Source organism: Arsenicibacter rosenii (genome assembly GCF_001870735.1).
In the GTDB taxonomy this organism is placed as follows: Bacteria; Bacteroidota; Bacteroidia; order Cytophagales; family Spirosomataceae; genus Arsenicibacter; species Arsenicibacter rosenii.
This window is the reverse complement of record NZ_MORL01000002.1, coordinates 582,967-602,737: the sequence shown is the minus strand read 5'-3', so window position 1 is coordinate 602,737 and position 19,771 is coordinate 582,967. Positions and strand designations below refer to the sequence as shown.

General features: G+C 54.4%; 13 protein-coding genes. 5 read left to right on the top strand and 8 right to left on the bottom strand.

Annotated elements, in window-relative coordinates; translation table 11 throughout:
- Positions 1-107: 107 nt before the first annotated feature.
- The 4 genes from BLX24_RS06415 to BLX24_RS06400 all read right to left on the bottom strand — a co-directional run bounded on the left by BLX24_RS06415 (position 108) and on the right by BLX24_RS06400 (position 8,349).
- A complete protein-coding gene (locus tag BLX24_RS06415) occupies positions 108-3,923 on the bottom strand; it encodes a choice-of-anchor Q domain-containing protein (protein ID WP_071502242.1) in 3,816 nt (1,271 codons plus the stop codon).
- A 72-nt stretch (positions 3,924-3,995) separates the two neighbouring features.
- Entirely contained in the window at positions 3,996-4,412 is a 417-nt protein-coding gene (locus tag BLX24_RS06410; protein ID WP_071502241.1) for a hypothetical protein, read from the bottom strand.
- Between the two features lie 144 nt (positions 4,413-4,556).
- On the bottom strand, positions 4,557-6,512 hold the full coding sequence (locus tag BLX24_RS06405) for a helix-turn-helix domain-containing protein (RefSeq protein WP_071502240.1): 1,956 nt from the start codon (positions 6,510-6,512) through the stop codon (positions 4,557-4,559).
- A gap of 181 nt (positions 6,513-6,693) precedes the next feature.
- Positions 6,694-8,349: a hypothetical protein gene (locus tag BLX24_RS06400; protein WP_071502239.1), complete on the bottom strand. Its 1,656-nt coding sequence runs from the start codon at positions 8,347-8,349 to the stop codon at positions 6,694-6,696.
- A 152-nt stretch (positions 8,350-8,501) separates the two neighbouring features.
- On the opposite strand from BLX24_RS06400, the gene BLX24_RS06395 reads away from it, so the two are divergent.
- The gene (locus BLX24_RS06395) at positions 8,502-9,443 is read left to right on the top strand and encodes a polysaccharide deacetylase family protein (RefSeq protein WP_071502238.1); all 942 of its coding nucleotides are present in this window, start codon (positions 8,502-8,504) and stop codon (positions 9,441-9,443) included.
- Between the two features lie 56 nt (positions 9,444-9,499).
- Here the strand turns inward: BLX24_RS06395 and BLX24_RS06390 are convergent, their stop codons facing one another.
- On the bottom strand, positions 9,500-11,164 hold the full coding sequence (locus tag BLX24_RS06390) for a hypothetical protein (protein WP_071502237.1): 1,665 nt from the start codon (positions 11,162-11,164) through the stop codon (positions 9,500-9,502).
- A 170-nt stretch (positions 11,165-11,334) separates the two neighbouring features.
- Here BLX24_RS06390 and BLX24_RS06385 point away from each other — a divergent pair, with 170 nt between their 5' ends.
- Together BLX24_RS06385 and ffh are read left to right on the top strand one after the other, a co-directional pair.
- A complete protein-coding gene (locus tag BLX24_RS06385; protein ID WP_071502236.1) occupies positions 11,335-11,523 on the top strand; it encodes a type II toxin-antitoxin system HicB family antitoxin in 189 nt (62 codons plus the stop codon).
- Between the two features lie 95 nt (positions 11,524-11,618).
- Complete coding sequence (ffh, locus tag BLX24_RS06380; protein ID WP_071502235.1) at positions 11,619-12,938, top strand: signal recognition particle protein; 1,320 nt, start codon at positions 11,619-11,621, stop codon at positions 12,936-12,938.
- Between the two features lie 56 nt (positions 12,939-12,994).
- On the opposite strand, the gene BLX24_RS06375 is transcribed toward ffh, so the two are convergent.
- From BLX24_RS06375 to BLX24_RS06365, 3 genes are all read right to left on the bottom strand, one after another.
- On the bottom strand, positions 12,995-14,656 hold the full coding sequence (locus tag BLX24_RS06375; protein WP_071502234.1) for a complex I subunit 4 family protein: 1,662 nt from the start codon (positions 14,654-14,656) through the stop codon (positions 12,995-12,997).
- A complete protein-coding gene (locus tag BLX24_RS06370) occupies positions 14,653-16,638 on the bottom strand; it encodes an NADH-quinone oxidoreductase subunit 5 family protein (protein WP_071502233.1) in 1,986 nt (661 codons plus the stop codon). The genes BLX24_RS06375 and BLX24_RS06370 overlap by 4 nt, the downstream gene beginning before the upstream one ends.
- Before the next feature lie 192 nt (positions 16,639-16,830).
- Complete coding sequence (locus BLX24_RS06365; protein ID WP_071502232.1) at positions 16,831-17,034, bottom strand: hypothetical protein; 204 nt, start codon at positions 17,032-17,034, stop codon at positions 16,831-16,833.
- Between the two features lie 110 nt (positions 17,035-17,144).
- On the opposite strand from BLX24_RS06365, the gene BLX24_RS06360 reads away from it, so the two are divergent.
- Positions 17,145-18,584, top strand: coding sequence for a BatD family protein (locus tag BLX24_RS06360; RefSeq protein WP_071502231.1), 1,440 nt, complete (start codon positions 17,145-17,147; stop codon positions 18,582-18,584).
- Positions 18,584-19,663: a chorismate synthase gene (gene aroC / locus BLX24_RS06355; protein ID WP_071502230.1), complete on the top strand. Its 1,080-nt coding sequence runs from the start codon at positions 18,584-18,586 to the stop codon at positions 19,661-19,663. The genes BLX24_RS06360 and aroC overlap by 1 nt, the downstream gene beginning before the upstream one ends.
- Positions 19,664-19,771: the final 108 nt, after the last annotated feature.

The window sequence follows — 19,771 nt, the reverse complement described above, 5'->3', positions numbered from 1 at the left end:
TTCAGTCCGATAATGCCTGAAACACCTTCTGCCAGACCATTTCATAGCCGGTAGCCACTAAAAAGCCGGTGTATCCTCAGACACACCGGCTTCTGGTTTAAGCTCATTTACGGACAGCTCCGCCCCACAGTAACCGTCCGGCTGACCGGCGCACTACTACCGCAACTGTTGGTGTAAACCGCCGTCAGGGTGTAGCTGCCTGCCTGCTTCACATTCAGCCCGATGGCGTCATGTATACTGCCCTCGCGGTAAACCGTGCTGAAAACATAGCCACCAGGACCACTCATGGTAAACGAGCTGGCCACACCCCGGCCCACCAGCCGCACCGGACAGGCTGATTCGTCGGCGGTGAAACTCAGAAGCTGCGCCGGTGGCGGCTGAATGCCGCCCACTACGACCTGTCCGCTGGCCGTAGCCGAACAACTGCCCACGATGCAGGTAGCCGTTAAGGTGCTGGTGCTGCTGCCCGCCGTCAGGGTGATCATAGCCGCTGAAGCGCCGGTTGACCAGCGAACCTGACCGCCGCATCCACTGGCGGTGAGGTTCACCGACTGGCCGGGGCAGACGGTCGCTGAGGAGACGGTAAACGGCGGCAGGCTGAAATCCTGACCGATGGTCAGGTTGTTGCTCACCGCCGAGCAGCCGTTGGCGCCGGTTGCCGTAACCGAATAGGTACCCGTCTGGCTCACGCTGACCGTCGCGGTCGTCTGGCCGGTCGACCACCGAAGCGCCGTCGCCGATGAAGTGGCAGTCAGCGTCAGTTGCGGCTGCGTACAGGTCAGCGTGGTGCTGAGAGCCGATATACTGACTATCGGGCTGGTATCGTCCCTTTCAATGGTCGGACTATTACTGACGGCCGTACAGCGGTTGCCGTCAGTCACCGTAACGGAGTAGACACCCGTCTGGCTGACCGGCAACGTCTGCCCCGTGCAGCCCCCGCTGCTCCAGACAAACGCCGTAGCCGAGGTTTGGGCGGTCAGCGTCAGGCTTGGGTTGGTGCAGGAGAGAGTGGCTGACGGGGCAGCGGTTACCGTCACTGACGGCAGCGCATTGACGGAGAGGCTGAAGGCGGTGGAGGTCACCGACGGACAATCGCCCGAAATAACGACCGGATAGCTGCCCGCATCCGAAGACTGAACATTGGTCAGCGTCAGACTGGCGGTGGAGGCCGAGGCGATGCCGGTCAGGGCAATGCCCGACCGGTACCACTGGTAAGCAGGTGAACTGCCGGCTACGCTGACACTCACCACGACCGTAGTTCCGGCGCAGATAACTGAACCGGCAACGGGTTGCTGCACAATCTGAAGCGGTACTCCGTTCGGGTTTTGATACTCGACAGCTCCTATGTCAATACGGGTGCCGGTAATGCGGGCATTGCCGGTCAGATCCGTGGCGGGCAACACCGTAGCGGAGTAAGGTCCGCTGGCGGCCGTAGCACTGGCGGGGTTACCGGCATTGATGGCCGGTGAGCACGCTGCCAACGCCACCGATGTTGCCGACACAAAAGGCGAAATGGTCGTAGTGAGGTTACCGGGGCCGGTGATGTCTACACCGGCCGTCACCGATTCCGGCTCGAAAAGGCTATAACGTAACCGTGTCGTTGCTAAATCGTTACTGAGGCTATTACTACCTCCATTGTTCCACAGCACACAACCGGTGAGCACCGGATTGGATATACCATTATTACCATTGCTGATCATCGCCCCGCCAGTTTGAGCCGAATTGCTTTGCAGCGAGCAGTTAGTCAGCACCGGACTTGCTATGCCACCTGCCCCCTGGTTATACATCGCTCCCCCTTGCAGGAGAGCCGAATTACCTTGCAGCAAGCAATTGGTCAACCCGGGATTCGCTATGCCATTCGTTCCATAGTTGAACATGGCCCCGCCGAAGTTAGCCGAATTGCCTTGTAGCAAGCAATTGGTCAACCCGGGACTCGCTACGCCGTCGGTTCCATAGTTAAACATAGCCCCGCCGAAGTTAGCCGAATTGCCTTGCAGCAAACAGTTGGTCAGAATGGGACTGGATACAACGTTAAAAATTGCCCCGCCGGCGCTGGAAGCCGAATTGCCTTGCAATAAGCAGTTGCGGAACACCCCATTGCCATTATTGCGGATACCGCCACCCTCATTGTTAGGCGAACCAGCCCCGTTGGCGTTGCCGCCGGTGATGACAAAGCCATCCAGCACGGCACTATTGGTCAGGCTCAGGCTAGCCGGGTTGTAGATGACGTGATAGCTATTGTCGCCGGCATTGCCTACCGTACCAATATCGCCACTCAGCGTACTGCCCGACGGGTTACCGGTGATGGGCGCCGGCCGCTGACCAAGGTTGGTTTCGGTACCTAAAAAGCCGCCGTAGATGGCCACATTGGGCAACATACTGAAACTGATGTCGCGGGCGGTGGTGCTGGTTGGTTTATAGATGCCCTGTGCCACCCAGATCTCCGTCAGGCTCTGGTTGCACGGATAGGTCAGCGCGCTTTGCAGGTCAGAGAAAGCCGTGGCCCAGCTCAGCCCGTCGCCCGCGTTGGCCGTCTGGCTGGCTGCTACGTACAATCGGGTGGGCAGTGTTGTGCTTTGGTACTCTACCGCGCCCATATCGATCCGGCTACCGATGAAACGGGGATTACCCGCCAGATCGGTCGTACCCACCGTGGCTGTCGTGGTATTGGGGGCACCTGCATTGATGGCTGGTGAGCAGGGCAACAACGCCGCACTGGTGGCCGACACAAAGGGTGAGGTTGTGGTAGTAAGGTTGTTGCTGCCACCGTAGTCCGTCACCGTGTTATCAAACAGCGAGTAGGTAGCCGACGCACCGACGGCAGTATTGTTGAAGAAGCTGTTGCTGCCGCCATTGTTCCATAGTACACAGTTGGTCAGCACCGGATTTGATTGCCCATTGGAGCTCCCATTGTTGAACATCGCCCCGCCCGCGCTGGAAGCGGTATTGCCTTGCAACGTACAGTTGGTCAGCACCGGACTCGATACACCACCATTATACCCATAGTTGTACATCGCCCCTCCTAGGCCATACTGTCCGGTAGCTGTATTATCTTGTAGCCTGCAGTTAGTCAGCACCGGATTTGATTGCCCATTATACGCATAGTTGTACATTGCCCCGCCCTGGCCAGCCGAATTGGCTTGCAATAAACAGTTGGTCAGCACCGGACTCGATAAACCATCAGTCCCATTGTTATACATCGCCCCGCCCTGACCGAACTGTCCGGTGGCTATATTATCTTGTAGCCTGCAGTTGGTCAATACCGGATTCGACCGGCCATTGGAGCGCCCATCATTGAACATCCCCCCGCCCTGGCTTGATGCCGAATTGCCCACCAACGAGCAGTTGCGGAAACCGGGGCTGCATACCTGCCCCGATCCAAAGCCGGTGTTATATACTCCGCCACCGAAGTTGTTGGGGGAAGTCCCGCTCGCATTGCCGCCGGTGATCACAAAGCCATCGAGCACGGCCGTGTTGGTCAGGCTTAGACTGGCCGGGTTAAAGATGACGTGGTAGCTGTTATTAGCCAGCGTGCCGTCATTATCGATGTCGCCGCTGAGCGTACTGCTCGACGGGTTGTTCGCTATCGGGTTGATCGGCGGCCGCTGGCTAAGCAAGGTTTCGTTCCCTTTAAAACCACCGTAAATAGCTACCCCGTTTTTCATCGCAAAACTGGCACCCTGATTATTTGTGATGGAGGTGGGCTTATACACCCCTGCCGCTACCCAGACCTGATCGCCGGGCTGGCTGGCGTTGATGGCCCCCTGTAAATCGGTGGTACTGGTGGCCCAGCTGGTGGTGGCCGAAGTAGCCGGGGTGATGCCCGTCGTAGAGACGTAGCGGGTAATCTGGCCAAAGGCCCAATTTGTGGACAGCAGGCAGCACAACAGGCCTGTGGCCAGGATTCGTATTGATGTATTCATGCGGCTTGTTAGTATTCGGCAGAAATAGTTAATTGAATTAGACAAAGCTCCGGTTACGGGCAGACAGGCCGTCTAGTAGGCACATACACGGCTGATGCGTTGGTGTTCGATGGTATAGATCAGGCAAACCGAACGGGCCGTATCGGCCGGACTGGTCGTAACGCCTTCTACAATGACATGGTACTTGCCGGCCGGATAAATCTGCCGCAGCACCAGCGTGTCGGACCTTGCGGTTTGTAGCATCCGCCGGAATTGGGTCAGGCATTCAGCACGGGGGACCTCCAGCTCTGTTTCGCCGAGGAGTCTGCCCCGGTAGCGTACGGTGGGGGCAAAAAGCGAGTCGAGGCCCGTCCAGGCGTGCTGGTTCAGGCGGCTATGCAGCGTTCGGGTAAGCATCAGATTAGCCGCCTGCGCCTGCTGGCGGTCTGCCTCTGACTCGGGACGACAGGCACTCAGCCAACAGATCAGCAGGAGCACACGGAACAGCATGGTAGAAAAGGGTTAGATTTCTGCCTGCAAGTTCTGGTCAGATCGCCGCTAAGCGGTGAGCTATTCGTTCAAAAATGTTTGGCTGGGGCTCATTTGCAAAAAAAACTTCGTGTATTGGTGCATTTGTAAACAAAAAACACCAAACTAGTATAATTGATACTGGCGCAGTATGGCTTTAAAGGCCGGATGAGCCCGGTAGGGTTTAAACAAGCCAATCACCTTCATATCGCGGTGATAAAAACCGGCATCGGCCGCTTTTTTGAGGTAGTACAGGCAGCTATCCTGCTGGTTCAGACCCGCAAAGACCACCGCCCGGTCATAATCGGCACGGGGCAGCCCACGGGGCAGCTGCCGGAGCCAGGCGAGGGCTTCTGCCTGCTTGCCCAACCGGGCCTTACAATAGTATACCGCTGACTCGTAGTTTCTGTAGGCCGGATTCAGCCGGAGCAGTGTGTTGAAGCTACCGATTGCCTTCATATACTCGGCGCCGTCCAGGTAGTAGTACCCTTCACCGAGGTAATAGATAAACGCATTGCCGAAGATGTCTTTCCCGCTGCGCAGGGCAGCCCGGGCTTTTTCCCGGTCGCCTACATACACACAATTCAGCACATGCCCCGTCAGCATAACCGGATACAGCGGGTCGAGCTCAATGGCCCGCTGACTAAGGCGCACGGCTTCGGGCAGGCGGCCGACCGACCGCAGCAACAGGCTATACCAGTAGGTAAGCTGAGCATCATTGGGCGAATGCTGCAAGCCGATCCGGAACGCATTGTCGGCCGCCTTCCATTGATAACTGTTATGATATAGCGATCCCAATGCCCCGTAAGCGGTACTGTTGGCGGCGTCGAGCCGGATCGCCGTTAACGCTGCCCGTTCGGCTGGTTCATAGGTCGTTTCAGCTCCGGCATAGTTCAGGACCCAAAGCAGCATGTAAGCCGTGGCTTTGTAGGCATATGCGTCGGCAAAGGTTGAATCAAGCGCAGCAGCCCGGTCGAAATAGCCCAGGCTCCGGAGCAGGTTATCTTTACTGCGTCCGATGAGCAGCTGCCGGCCCTGCAAAAAGAGATTGTACGCCGCCAGATTCCGGGTACGTGCCTGGTTCCGTCCTCCTCTCCCTGTCGCCACAGCAGCAGAATCCCGCACAGCGCTTCCAGTGAGCCCGTTAAGTTGTGCTTTCACATCACGAACCATCTGGTCGGTCAGTGCAAAAAAGCTATGGTAATCGCCCTGGTAAACGTGTTCCCACTCCCGGATATCGTCCCGGGTACCGATGATCTCTAGTTTTACCTGTAGTTTATCGCCTGTTTTCAGCACACTGCCTTTCAGCAAATGAGCCACCTGAAGCTCATCGCCAATCTGCCACATGCTTTTTTTCGTCTCCCGATACTGGTCCGATGAGGAGCGGGCAATCACCTTCAGGTGTTTCATGAGGGTAACCGATGCGTATAACTCATCCATAATGCCTTCGCAGGCCGGGTTTGTCGCGTCGGTACCCAGGTTCACAAACGGTAATACGGCAACCGTATTGAGCGCCGGGCCCGGCAACGATACCGGATCCGATGGCCGGAAGAACAGCCCTATCCACAATAAGAGCAGGGTCAGGAACACAAAACCAACCCCGCCGCCGATGAACAGGCGCCGTTGACGCAGCTTCGCCGGCATTACGGGATTGGTTACCGGTATGTCGGGCATCGGTTCCAGGGCCGGTATAACAGCTACCGGAGCCATGCCGGCCGCAACCGGTATTTCCGGCAAAGTATCATCTGACTGGTGTATTTTCCGGAATTCAGTAGGCGGGATACCGAATTCTTCCGTAAAATAGGTACTCAGATTCTGGGGACTGGTAAATCCGGTCAGATCGCAGATTTCTGAAATCCGGAGATCTGTATCAAGCAGCAGTGCTTTGACTTTCAGAAGCCTGCGTTTTCTGAGGTAACGTGTTGTGGACAGATTTGTCTCTTCTTTCAGAATACGATACAGTTGCGAACGGCTGATGCCAAGGTTCTGGCAGATGGATTCTATGGAAAAGGAAGGGTCATCAATCCGTTCGTCAATCAGTTTATTGAGGCTGTCAATGAAACTGCTTTCTGCATTATACATAGGGTAAAACAAAACACTGTCACTAACAAATATACTGCCTTATCCTTATTTCGTTTACTTGATATTTATGGTTCTAGTATTTTCTTGTACATTAAGATGATTTTATATTAACATAATCTGCATGCTTTTTTACTAATGGGCAGGCGTCAAAATATATGCTGAGCCTGCCGGAGAGCAAAACTCAGTGCCCGGCCGTTACCTTCACATTCCGGAACATATACGCATTATCGCTGAGACGCAGCGATTTTCCGCTGGTCGTCGTTACATTCCGGACAATCACCTCCTTCGGCGTGATGTAAGGGTATTTTTCCTTGTAGGAATCGTCTTTCAGCTGCGGATTGATATTGGCAAAAATAGCCGGTCCCTCATACGTGGCCGGATGGTTGGTATCGTCAATACGCAGGTTTTCGATAGTAATCCGCTCCGGCATGTAGCAGGTATAACCGAAATCGTGCTGCCCCGAATACGATCCGCTGATCAGATCGGCGCTGATGGCTTTTCCGTTGGCCGGTATAAACACACAGTCGCGGATAATCAGTTCTCCCTGCCAGGTACTGCCATAATCAGAACGCAGGTTGACAATGCTCCGGCCGCGGATCGTTGACTTTTCGATCAGTAACCGGCCGCTGCCAATGGCATTGATGCCCATATGCCCGAGTGTCGAGTTGCGGATCGTGGCGTTGGCAACTCCCTGATGGGCGTCGAACCGCGAAAGAACGCAGTGGTCATAGAGCATATTTTTGCAGAAGTTAGATCCCAGAATGCCCCAGTAGGTCGCGTCGTTGATGTCGTTGGTCTGGCTGCAGTTGACAAAGGACACGTTAAGGGCCCGGTTGGCCGACAGGTCATAGGTCCCCATCGACACCGGCTTGCCTGCCGCACCGATGGTGCTATACGTCCGGTGTCCGGTCAGCACCGCGTCTTTGATGGTCACATACGCACAATCGCCGATATTAAGGAACCCGCCGTAGGGTGCGCCGTGGTCTTCTTCCCCTTTGATCTCGTGGCGTATTCCCTCCACAAGCACATTCGACCGCCGGATGGCAATGTTCCGGTTGTAGTACGTATACTTTGATTCGGCTTTGTTGGCGATGGTGGTAAACCGCCCGCCGGTGATTTTCAGCGGTGTCTGATCAATAGGCAGTGCCGTCATTTCCGTTATCTGGTCAAAATCCCAGATAACCGGCGATTGCATATCGACGTTGCCGTTTTGATCGGCCACAAAAATATCGGTCTGCGACGAGCCGTTGTTCTGGTTGAGCCCGAACCGGATGTATTGCTTTACGTTTGCGTTCGTCACCGTAATGAGGCAGGTTCCCGGCAGCGACACGTCAATTTTGGGCTGGTTCCGTTTCAGCGTCGTGACGGTCGTAACCTTAAACGGCTTCAGGTCAGAACTGACCGTAAACACAGCCGCATTCCGGTTTTGTACGTCGGTATCGTCAATGATGAAGGCGGCGGTCCCGAAATCGGTATCTGTCCGGATAAAAGCCGTACGTTCTTTGCCGCTGATGTAGTACGTTGCTCCTTCGTCGGCTTTTACCCGCAGCCCCTGCTGATTGGCAAAGGCATGGGTTGCCGCAATCGCCTCCATGTCATCGGTTTTACCATCGCCTTTTGCCCCGAAGCTACTGTAGCGGACCAATCCGGCGGCTTTAAATGCAGCGGCATCTTTTGGCGATACGTTCACCTGTAAACGCCCGCTTTCGTTGGTAAAAACGTTTGTTTTCGACTTTCCGGAGGTAATTACTATGTTTTCAGGCGAGTCACCAGACTGTGCCTGTGTTCTCAAAGCACTGATTGTCAGCAGGAGCGTTAGGGCTGTATACTTTATCATGCGAATTAGTTGAGTCGTTATTAATGCCAGCAAAAGGGGCAGATCGGGGTAATTTACTCAGTATCACCGACGGCCCGACGCCAGTGAATGTGCCGGATACATTATATCCGGCCAACCGGATGCTTCTTATACTAACTCACAGACAACAACAAATGCGTACTACTATCCGGCTTATGCTGCTGCTTGCAATCGCTGTCAACGGATTTACCCAATCTCCGAAACAAATCTGCATTACCGTCGATGACCTGCCCGTCACCTCGCAGCGGACCCTGAGCGCGGCGGCGAAGGATTCCTTAACCAAAAGCCTGTTGAAGCACCTGACCAGCCACCACGTACCGGCGATTGGCTTTGTCATCGGCCGGCCATTGCTCCGTCATAATCAGCCCGATACACAGCAGACCGGCTTACTGCGCCAGTGGCTCAACGCCGGTATGGAACTCGGCAATCATACCTTTGCCCACAAAGGCTATAACCACATTCCGGCGGCCGAATATCAACAGGATGTGGCCGGTGCCGACCGGGTGCTCAGGCCTTTGCTGAAGCCGTACGGGCAGCGGCTCCGTTATTTCCGGCACCCGTTTTTGCAACGGGGGAATACCGCCGGCAAACGGGATTCGCTGGTCGCTTATCTGCACGACCATCAGTATCTGGAAGCACCGGTTAGTGTCGATAACGCTGATTATCTTTTTTCAGCGGCTTACGAAACAGCCCTGACACGCAAGGATACGGCCCTGGCTTCATCAATCGGTAAAACCTACGTTGCCTACATGCTTGCCTGCGTACACTATTATGAAGCACAGGCAGATTCGCTCTTTAAACGCCCCATTGCCCATATCCTGTTGACGCATGCGAACGCAGTGAATGCCGCTTGTCTGGGGACTATTTTATCGAAACTGAAACAGGAAGGCTATCGCTTTATTTCACTGGATGAGGCGCTGAAAGACCCTGCCTACCGATCACCGGATACGTTTGTGAACAATGGCGGCATTTCCTGGATTCACCGGTGGGCACTGACGCAAGGGAAACGCGGGAGCTTTTTCAAAGGCGAACCGGAGGTCCCGCAACCGATTCTTGATCTGACCAACAACAAATAATGGGATTGCGGGCAACCGGCCGGTAATCCGCAATCCCATTACGAGTCTACAGGACTTTACTTTTTACTCACTGCCTTTTTCAGCAGCGCGTCAATCTCCGCCGGTTTATCCGGTAGCGGCGCGTTGCGTTTGACAAATTTGCCGGTCGGGCCAATCACAGCCGCCGTTGTCGTGCTGATTGACTGCAACTCGATCAGGGCCGAGGAATACTGTGTATCCGTCATCAGCAGGTGGTCCCCCAGAAGCTGGTAACGGGCTATAAACTCGGGAACAAACCGCTTCATTGCCTCGGCGGCAACAGACACATAGATTAAGGCAAAGTCGCGCGGATTGTACATATTTTTCAACCGCTGAGCCTCAATGGCCATTTGCCGGCCCAGTTCTTCATTGGGATCCCAGGCCAGCAGATAGATGACTTTCCCACGGTTGGCGTTGATGACCTCCCCCAGAATTACACCGGCAGCGGCCAGGTTATCAGCCGTTACCAGTATACCGGTTTCCATTTCCGTATTGGTGAGTACACGTTTATCCTTAATCCGGGCAATGGCTTTTTCGATCCTGTCACGGTCTTTTACCTGAATGTAATACAATTCTTCCAGCGAGGCCTGCCACAGCGGATACCGGATTTTAGGGGCTGAGTACTGATGTAACAAATCGGCCGTTGCCATTGTAAATTCAGGCAGCGTATTGGCAAACCAGTAGGCCGCCATGTACTGCAACATCACAGAATCTTTACTGACCATGAATTTATCAGCCCGGTTTACCCATGCTTCATAATTGATAATCCGCGACAGTGTATCCGGATTCCGGCGCATCAGCTGCTCGAAAAACCGGATATCGGCCGTGCGGGCCGTTTTTTTGGTTTCGATCTCATTCAGCCGTGTCAGTTCCGTTACGGTTATGTCCGGAGTATATACCCGCAGAATCGCCGCCAGCTGATCCACACCCAGACCACCGGTCTGCGAGTTAGTCATGGAATTCCGGATTTTGCTTTCGATCATATCGGCATACCGGTTGGTTGCGTTGGCGCGGGCGGCGGTCAGGATTTTATCGTTGGGCGGCCGCAGCGAATCGTCTAAGGTCACCGATATATTGCCGAACTCGGCAGTGGCTTTTTCATACATGAATGCTGCCGTATTGTACCGGGCAACGTTCATCAGCCATGTGTTGAGCAACGGTAGCGGGCGCTCCTGCTTCATAAAATTGGCCAGTGCTTCCCAGTTGACCGTCATGAGCAGGCTATACAACTCCTTGTCTTTCATGCCGCTGGCCTGGCGCGACAAGGTTTTACTGTCCATTTTACTTTTATAGCCCGCTTCAAACGCTTTGTACCGGGCGTATTGCTGGTTTACGGCCGCATTTGCTCCTTTAAACCGGAACGGTACGGTCGACGAAAAAAGTGAATCGGCATCCAGTTCAATCGTAATCGTACCGGCTGAAGCAAGGAATCCCGTCGTGATGTTGTTGAAGTTGAAATACATCTCCTCATACGGGAAAATCAGCGGTACCGATACCCGGAAGCTGCCATCCGCGGCCAGCTGAGCCGGCCGGATCAGCTCCCGGCCAGCCTGCAGAACGTTATTACGGCTGATCGCAACTTGCGGCGACTGACGGTACATAGCCGGTGTCAGGTGCCGGATACGACCGCTGACAATCACAGAATCGGTTTGTGCAAAGGTTACCGTCGAAACCAGAAAGAGTATCCAGGTAAGGTGTTTCATAGTGTTACATTATCAACTGCCGTGGCTCAAAGTTACGCCTTCAAACCTTTTTTCCATGCGTTTGAGCGGGGTTGAGGCATCATTCTTAACGGACAACTATCAGGTTTAGCGCATGGTTTACTACCTGCGGCCGAAAATCGCTATCTTTGCGGCTACATCTGTAAAATTCAATGAGATCAGGAACTTACCGCGTTTTATTACGCAAAGAACCGGAAGGAACATATACGGCAATAGTCCCTTCTATTCCAGGCTGTGTAACATGGGGAGAAACCATTGAAGAAGCCATTGCCATGGCTAAAGAAGCGGCAGAAGGGTGCCTGGAAGTCTATGCCGAACAAGGTATCGTTATACCGGACTAAAAACAGATAACCGCGATATTCCGAAAGGGACTTTTTATACAATTCTAAAACAAGCCGGGATCGACCGTACTGACGTCTGAACAGACACATACATTATGTTTGAAAATCTTCAGGATAAACTCAATAAGGCCATCAAGACCCTGAAAGGGCAAGGCCGGATTACCGACATTAACGTAGCGGCAACCGTAAAGGAGGTCCGCCGGGCACTGACCGACGCCGACGTTAACTACAAGGTGGCGAAAGAAATTACCGACCGGATCAAGGAAAAAGCCCTCGACCGGAAAGTATTGATCGCCGTTGAGCCCGGTCAGCTTTTCGTTAAAATTGTTCAGGAAGAACTGACCGACCTGATGGGTGGTCAGGCCCAGAGCATCAACACCAAAGGCGAACCGGCCATTATCCTGATTGCCGGTTTGCAGGGTTCGGGTAAAACCACGTTTTCGGGTAAGCTGGCCAACCTCCTCAAACGCCAGGGCCGGAACGTATTGCTGGTTGCCTGCGACATTTACCGTCCGGCGGCGATTGACCAGCTGAAAGTGCTGGGTGAGCAGGTAGGCGTTGAGGTCTACGCAGAGCCGGAAAACAAAAACGCGGTGGAGATTGCGCAGAACGCCATCGAACACGCCAAGAAAACCAATAAGCGCATTGTTATCGTCGATACCGCCGGTCGTCTGGCCATCGATGAGCAGATGATGCAGGAAATTGAAGACGTAAAACGCGCGCTCCAGCCGGCCGAAACCCTGTTCGTTGTTGACTCTATGACGGGTCAGGATGCGGTGAATACGGCCAAAACGTTCAACGAGCGCCTGAACTTCGACGGGGTGGTCCTGACCAAACTCGACGGTGACTCACGCGGTGGTGCGGCCCTCTCGATTAAGACGGTCGTTAACAAGCCGATCAAGTTCATCAGTACGGGTGAAAAAATGGAAGCGCTCGACGTCTTCTACCCCGACCGGATGGCCAGCCGGATTCTCGGCATGGGTGACGTGATCTCACTCGTTGAGAAAGCACAACAGGCCTTCGACGAAGACGAAGCGAAGCGGATCAACGCCAAAATGCGTCAGAACCAGTTCGACTTCAACGACTTTCTGTCGCAGCTCCAGCAGATCAAGAAAATGGGGAACGTTAAGGACCTGCTGGGGATGATCCCGGGCATGGGCAAAATGGTGAAAGACCTGGATATCGATAACGACTCATTCAAGCCGATTGAAGCCATCATCCAGTCGATGACGCCGAAAGAACGCGAAAAGCCGGAACTTATCGACGCCAACCGCAAAAAGCGGATTGCCCTCGGTAGCGGCACCAGCCTGACGCAGGTCAACAACCTGATGAAGCAGTTTGAAGACATGCGTAAGATGATGAAGCAGATGAACCGCATGCAGGCCTCGGGTAAGCTCAGCAAGATGATGAAATAACCAACAAAAAAGCGGCCAAGGCCGCTTTTTTTATATCGTCTGTATGCAAACGGACCCTACACATTAAACTTTTCCAGCCACTGCGCGACCGTGGCATTTGACAGGTTGAAGAGCACGTTCGGGAGCAGACCAAGCAGCAGGGCAAGCAGCCCCAGTGGAATAAGCATCAGCCGCTCGCGGCCGTTCAGGTCGGTCAAGGTACTTTCTACGCCGTCGCGCGTCCAGAGCGGCCCAAAGAACATGCGTTGCAGGCTCCAGAGCAGATAGGCCGCCGCCAGCACAATGCCTGACACGGCCACGGAGGGCAGCCAGCCCGGTAGCCACAATGACTGAAAGCCGCCCATTAATGTAAACAACTCGCCGACAAAGCCCGAAAAACCCGGCAGCCCCAGCGACCCGAAAAAGGCAACGGCGGTCAGGACAGCATAGTGCGGCATCACCTGCAATAACCCACGGTAACTGTCGATGCGGCGGTCGTGGGTCCGGTCGTAAATCACGCCCACAATCAGGAACAGCATTGCTGATAATACGCCGTGGCTCACCATCTGGTAGATGGCCCCGTTGATACCTTCTGACGTCAGGGAGGCCACGCCCAGCAGCACAAACCCCATGTGCGACACCGACGAATAGGCAATCATTTTCTTCAGGTCGTTCTGCGCCAGGGCATTCAGGCCGCCGTAAACAATCGACAGCACGCCTAAGCCAGCCAGTGTCTGTGCATATTGCGCACCACCGTCAGGGAATAAGCCCCAGGCAATCCGGATAAAACCATAACCGCCGATTTTGAGCAGCACCCCGGCCAGCACCACCGATACCGGTGTCGGCGCTTCAACGTGGGCGTCGGGCAGCCAGGTATGCAGCGGCACAATCGGTAGTTTAATGGCAAAACCGAGAAAGACCGCCCAAAAGGCAATCATACGTGCTGGTATACCCCAAAAGGTAGTTTCGCCCGCACCGCTCAGAAAGGCGTTCGGGAGGTAGTTGCCGCCATCGGCCATGTACCGCAAATCGAACGTATGCACAATCTGCGACGAGCTAATGTGCATGTCGGCCAGCTGCGCCTGTACCAGCCGGATCAGATCCTGATCAACTGAAGCGGCATCGGTTGCCAGCCCCGCCATCACCGCCGTACTGACCGGATCCATAACCGACAGGTACAACCCGATCATCACTAGCAAAATCAGCACGGAGCCCAGCAACGTGTATAAAAAGAACTTAATCGATGCATATTCCCGTCGCGGGCCTCCCCACAAACCGATCAGGAAATACATCGGCAACAACATGAATTCGAAGAATAAAAAGAACAGGAAAAAATCAAGGGCGACAAAACACCCCATGATGGTTCCGCTCAGGAGCAGATAAAGCGAAAAATAAGCTTTTTGCCGGTTTTCGATGGTCCATGATGACAGTACACCAATCAGGAGGATAACCGAGGAGAGCACTACCAGCGGCAGGCTGATACCATCGACGCCCAACAGGTAATCGATCGAAACAACGCCCAGATTACCAAGCGGTAACGTGATCCAGTCGGCTTGCTCCAGCAATTGATAACCGGCCTGTTGCTGGTCAAACTGTGTGTAGGCGACTACGCTCAGAAGCAGTTCGGCCATGGCCACGCCCAATGTCAGCCATTTAAACGGGATATGCTGGTTATCGGGCAGTAACGCCACCACCAGAGCCCCGATCAACGGCAAAAAGATAAGTAGTGAAAGAATCATAGTAACCACCAAAGCAACGCTAACAATCCTACAACAGCCGCTGTCACATACGACTGAATACGCCCATTCTGCACCGAACGGACCATTTGTCCCGTCTGTGCGGCCAGCCAGACCGCTCCATTGACAATACCGTCAATAATCAGCCGGTCGAATGCATGTACGATATGCGCCAGCACTACCGTGCCCACGCCCAGGCCCCGTACCAGGCCATCAACAATCCCCCTTTCAGCATGATACACCGAACGGATCACGTGGGATGACTTCGGTGCCGCCTGTTCTTTGGCTACCGCTTCGTCATGCTGCTTCGTCAGGGCAGCCAGGTGCTCAACCGGCGCAATGATCAGCCAGTGGTAGAACCGGTCCAGAAACCCATATTCTACCGACAACCTGACCCAAACCGACGGCGGAGCGGTCTGCGTTATCCAGCCCGGGGCATAGCGATAACCAACCCAGCCACCAGCCAGGGCCAGCAGCAGTGAGGCCGGTGCCAGCCAGACCGGCCCTTCCGCTTCTTCGGCTCCGAACAGCGCAAAGAACCAGCTCCCATGGGCAGATAACGGGTTCACGGAAAACCCGATGAACAGCGACAAGGCCGCTAACAGAAACAATGGAATCCGCATACGGGCATCAGGGCCATGCACATGCGGCACCGTATAGCGACCGTCGCCGCCAAATACCAGTTGCAGCTGACGGGCCATGTATAAGGCAGTCAGGCCGGAAGACAGCAATAAGGTTACGGGAATCAGCCAGGCGATACCACTCCCCTGCTCACCGGCCCAGGCAAAGGCACCGGATAAAATGGCTTCTTTGGACAGAAAGCCGGAAAAGAACGGCAGTCCGGCCAGAGCAGCCGTGCAGATGGCATAAACGGCAAATGTCGATGGCAAGGCTTTCCGCAGCCCGCCCATTTCCCGCATGTCCTGCGTGTGTACAGCGTGAATGACGGCCCCGGCACTCAGGAAAAGCCCTGCCTTAAAAAAGGCGTGGGTCAGGAGGTGAAACAGGGCGCCGGAAACATTACCGGTGCCCATACCCGCCACCATCAGACCCAGTTGGGATACGGTTGAGAAAGCCAGTACTTTTTTGATGTCGTTCTGAAACAAAGCCGAATACCCGCCCCACAGCGCCGTAATGGTTCCGACAACGGCAACCACCATGAGGGCATCCGGCGGCAGCAGAGGATGAATACGCGCCAGCAGGAAAATACCGGCGGCTACCATCGTCGCAGCATGAAGCAGGGCCGACACCGGCGTCGGGCCTTCCATCGCATCGGGCAGCCAGGTCAGCAGCGGAAACTGCGCCGACTTCCCGACACAGCCCATAAACAGACAAAGCCCAACCCATGCCGGTAGCTGTGTGATGCCTGCCTCGCCCGTCAGCAGGCTGAATTCAGTTGTGTGCAGCAGGCGATAAGTCATCAGAATGCCAATCAGAAAGCCGGCATCGCCGATGCGGTTCATCAGAAAGGCCTTGGTAGCGGCTTTCGATGCCTGTGGTTTAAACGTCCAGAAGCCGATCAGCAGGTACGATGCCAGCCCCACCAGTTCCCAGAACGCGTATAAGACAATGAGGTTACCAGCCAGCACAATGCCCAGCATGGCGCCCACAAACAGTTGCAGGTAAGCAAAATAACGCGGATGGCGTTCGGGTTCGTTGTGCAGATAAGAAATAGAATAGAGCTGTACCAGCAGCGCCACAAAGTGGACGACCAGCAACATCATAACCGTCAGGGTATCGATTCGTAGACTGAACGGCAGGTTCCAGCCGGTGAGCCCGGCCCAGCTTGTACTCAGGGCCACCGGTGCTTCGGGCATGTGCATCGCCAGCCAGCCCGACAGCAGCAACCCGCCACCCGTCAGACAGACCGCCAACGGACCAGCCAATCGTTTGCCGACACCTAAAAGCACGGGAAAGCCAGTGAAGGGTAACAGCAACAAGAGTGTCGTGACAAGCTGGAGGGAGAAAACGTGGTCGTTTATCATTCCGGGGAAAATTTAGCCGCAAATATCCTGTTTATCTTAACGCCGTACAAATCAGAATAGCTTTCCGGGCGGTTTTCGGGGCCTGTCCGGTGGCATTTTTCCGCCGCAGACCGGTACGAGGTCCGGTTAAGCACAATAAAAAGCCCCCGATAAAAAACCGGGGGCTCCATAAGGAAAATCCGTAAATTTGTATTAACTGAATCTGACGCGCGAGAAGCAACGGTTTAAAACCATGCGGTACACAGAGCCAAAATGTTCATAACACCAGGCTTTCAGTACTTTGATTTCTTCTGGCACGAGGGATTTGAGGGCTTTTCGGAGTTCTTTTTCAAACAAAGCTTTATCGAAACTGACCTTCTCGAGGATCATTTTGATGTACTCCAGCATTGTTGCCATATGTTTAATCTTTTTGGTTAAAATAAGCCTGCAAACTAGTAAGGTAAGGATTAGGAGAATCCACTAAAAATACAACGAGCTGTAGCCCGGATTGTTGTCGTAAAGTAAAGATGAATATTGCAATTTTTATAAAAAAATTTGTATTATTTTTTTGTATCCCTTTTGTCGCTTTTTCACAAAGCGCTGATAATATTGTAACTATCGAATTAAGTCAGTCTACTTTTCCTATCGAACGGCCGTTCACGATTTCCGTACAGGTAAGGAACAGTGAAACCCGCCCGGCGATCGCATTTCCGGACATTCAGGGGTTCACGAAACGGGCGACATCCGTTAGTACCACCAACGCCGAAATCGGCGACAAAACCGTTACTAATCAGATCATTACCCAGTCGTATATAGCGACTCAGCCAGGGACTTACCGGCTGGCCCCGTTCACGATTAACGTTAATGGGTTTGTGGCCCGGTCAGAGGGAGCAACCTTGGTTGTGCGGCCCGCAGCGAACTCAACGGATGAGGAAGATATGCTCCTGCTACCGACCGAATCGGGAACGGCATTTCTGGCCGTGCGTCCGTCGAAAGGGTCGGTCTACGTAGGCGAAGGGCTCACGATCCGTTTATCACTTTTTGTAGCCGATAACTACCCGTTTGAGCTCGCATACTGGCAGCTCGATCAGCAGATTCAGACAATTACCAAACAACTGCATCCACCTAATACGTGGGAAGAGAACGCCAACCTGAAAGAGATCCAGACGGTGCCGATTGTCATAAACGGGCGTCGGTTTTCCGAGCACCGGCTCTATCAGGCTACGTTTTTTCCGCTTTCGGCCCAACCGATCAAATTACCGTCGGTTACCCTGCAGATGCGCCGGATCAAACCAGCGGCAGCGGCCGGTAAACCGGCGGCAGCGAATGCCGAGCTGTTTTCGTTCATCAGCCGCCCGATGACCATTGCCGTCAAAGCCTTACCGCCCCATCCGATGAGCGGCCAGATTGCGGTCGGGAAGTTCAGGCTTGCCGAAAGTATCGAACGGTCGAAGGTGGCGGTCGGGAAAAGTACGCGCTACTCCTTCCGGATCGAAGGCGAAGGAAACATTGCCTCGCTACAGGCTCCCAATGTGCAGGACGCCGCCAACGACCCGGATAACCCGACAATTCTGCCGGCCGGTACCAATCAGTCGGTCAACCGAACGGGTTACCAGATCAACGGCTACAAGTCGTTCGACTACTTCCTGATGCCCCGGCAGGCCCGATCGTTTGCGCTGAAGAAGGTCTTTTTCTGGGTTTATTTTGATCCCGGCACCGCCCGATACGATACGCTGAGGTCGGCTATTACGCTACAGGCCGGTGGCAGCGCCGGACAAACCGCAGCGGCCGATGAACCTGTTCTGATCCCGTCGGCCACGGCCGAAGCGGCATCGATCTATACCGGGCTAAGTCAGCTCGACAGCAGTAAACCCTTCATTAACATCCCTGCGATAATTCGCGCAATTGCCAATGTTGTGTTGATCGTTATGATAATCGGAATGATATTTGTGCTTTTTAGACGCTGATGAGTAGTACATACGGAACCCTATTCAAAATTTCAACCTTCGGTGAGTCCCACGGCCCGGCCATTGGGGTAGTCATTGACGGATGCCCTGCCGGAGTTGATTTCAATACCGATTTTATTCAGGCAGAGCTTGACCGGCGCAAACCGGGACAATCGCGGATTACGACCCAGCGCCGCGAAGCCGACGAGTTTGAGGTGCTTTCGGGCGTGTTCGAAGGCAAAACCCAGGGGACGCCCATCGCCCTTGTCATTCGTAACACCGACCAGCGTAGTAAGGATTACGGCCACATTGCCGAACAGTTCCGCCCGTCGCACGCCGATTATACCTACACAGCCAAGTATGGCTCACGCGACTACCGGGGCGGCGGCCGGTCATCGGCCCGCGAAACGGCTGCCCGGGTGGCAGCCGGGGCCGTTGCCAAATTACTGCTGGCGCATCAGGGCATTCAGATTCAGGCCTATGTTTCCCAGGTCGGCAAGCTGAAACTCGGCAAACCCTACCAGGAGCTGGATCTGAGCCAGACCGAAACTAACGCCGTCCGCTGTCCGGACGCGGAGATGGCCGGACAGATGTTTCAATACATCGACGAGACCCGTAAGAAAGGCGACTCCATCGGCGGTGTTGTCGATTGCGTCATTACGGGCGTTCCGGCGGGCTGGGGCGAACCGGTGTTTGACAAGCTGCATGCCGAGTTAGGCAAGGCCATGCTGGGCATCAACGCTGTAAAAGGTTTTGAATACGGCAGCGGTTTTGCCGGTGTTGAGCTGTATGGTTCAGATCATAACGATGCGTTCTATACCGACGAGACAGGCAAAGTCCGGACCCGTACCAACCTATCGGGTGGTATCCAGGGCGGGATTTCCAACGGCGAACCGATTTATTTCCGCACGGCGTTCAAACCCGTTGCGACCATCATGCAGGATCAGGAGAGCGTTGACGTGCACGGGCAACCGGCGGTGGTGTCGGGCAAAGGCCGTCATGATCCGTGCGTGGTTCCGCGCGCCGTTCCGATTGTAGAGGCGATGGCCGCGCTGGTCCTGGCCGACATGTACCTGCGTAACCTGGCCGCCCGTCTGTAAGCACAGGTCGGCGCAAACCGGATTTCATACTATTTCCTGATTTTGACAAAATTTGGAAATCCTGAGCGATCAGTGCCACTGCACAGTGCGGTGGCACTGGTTATTTCT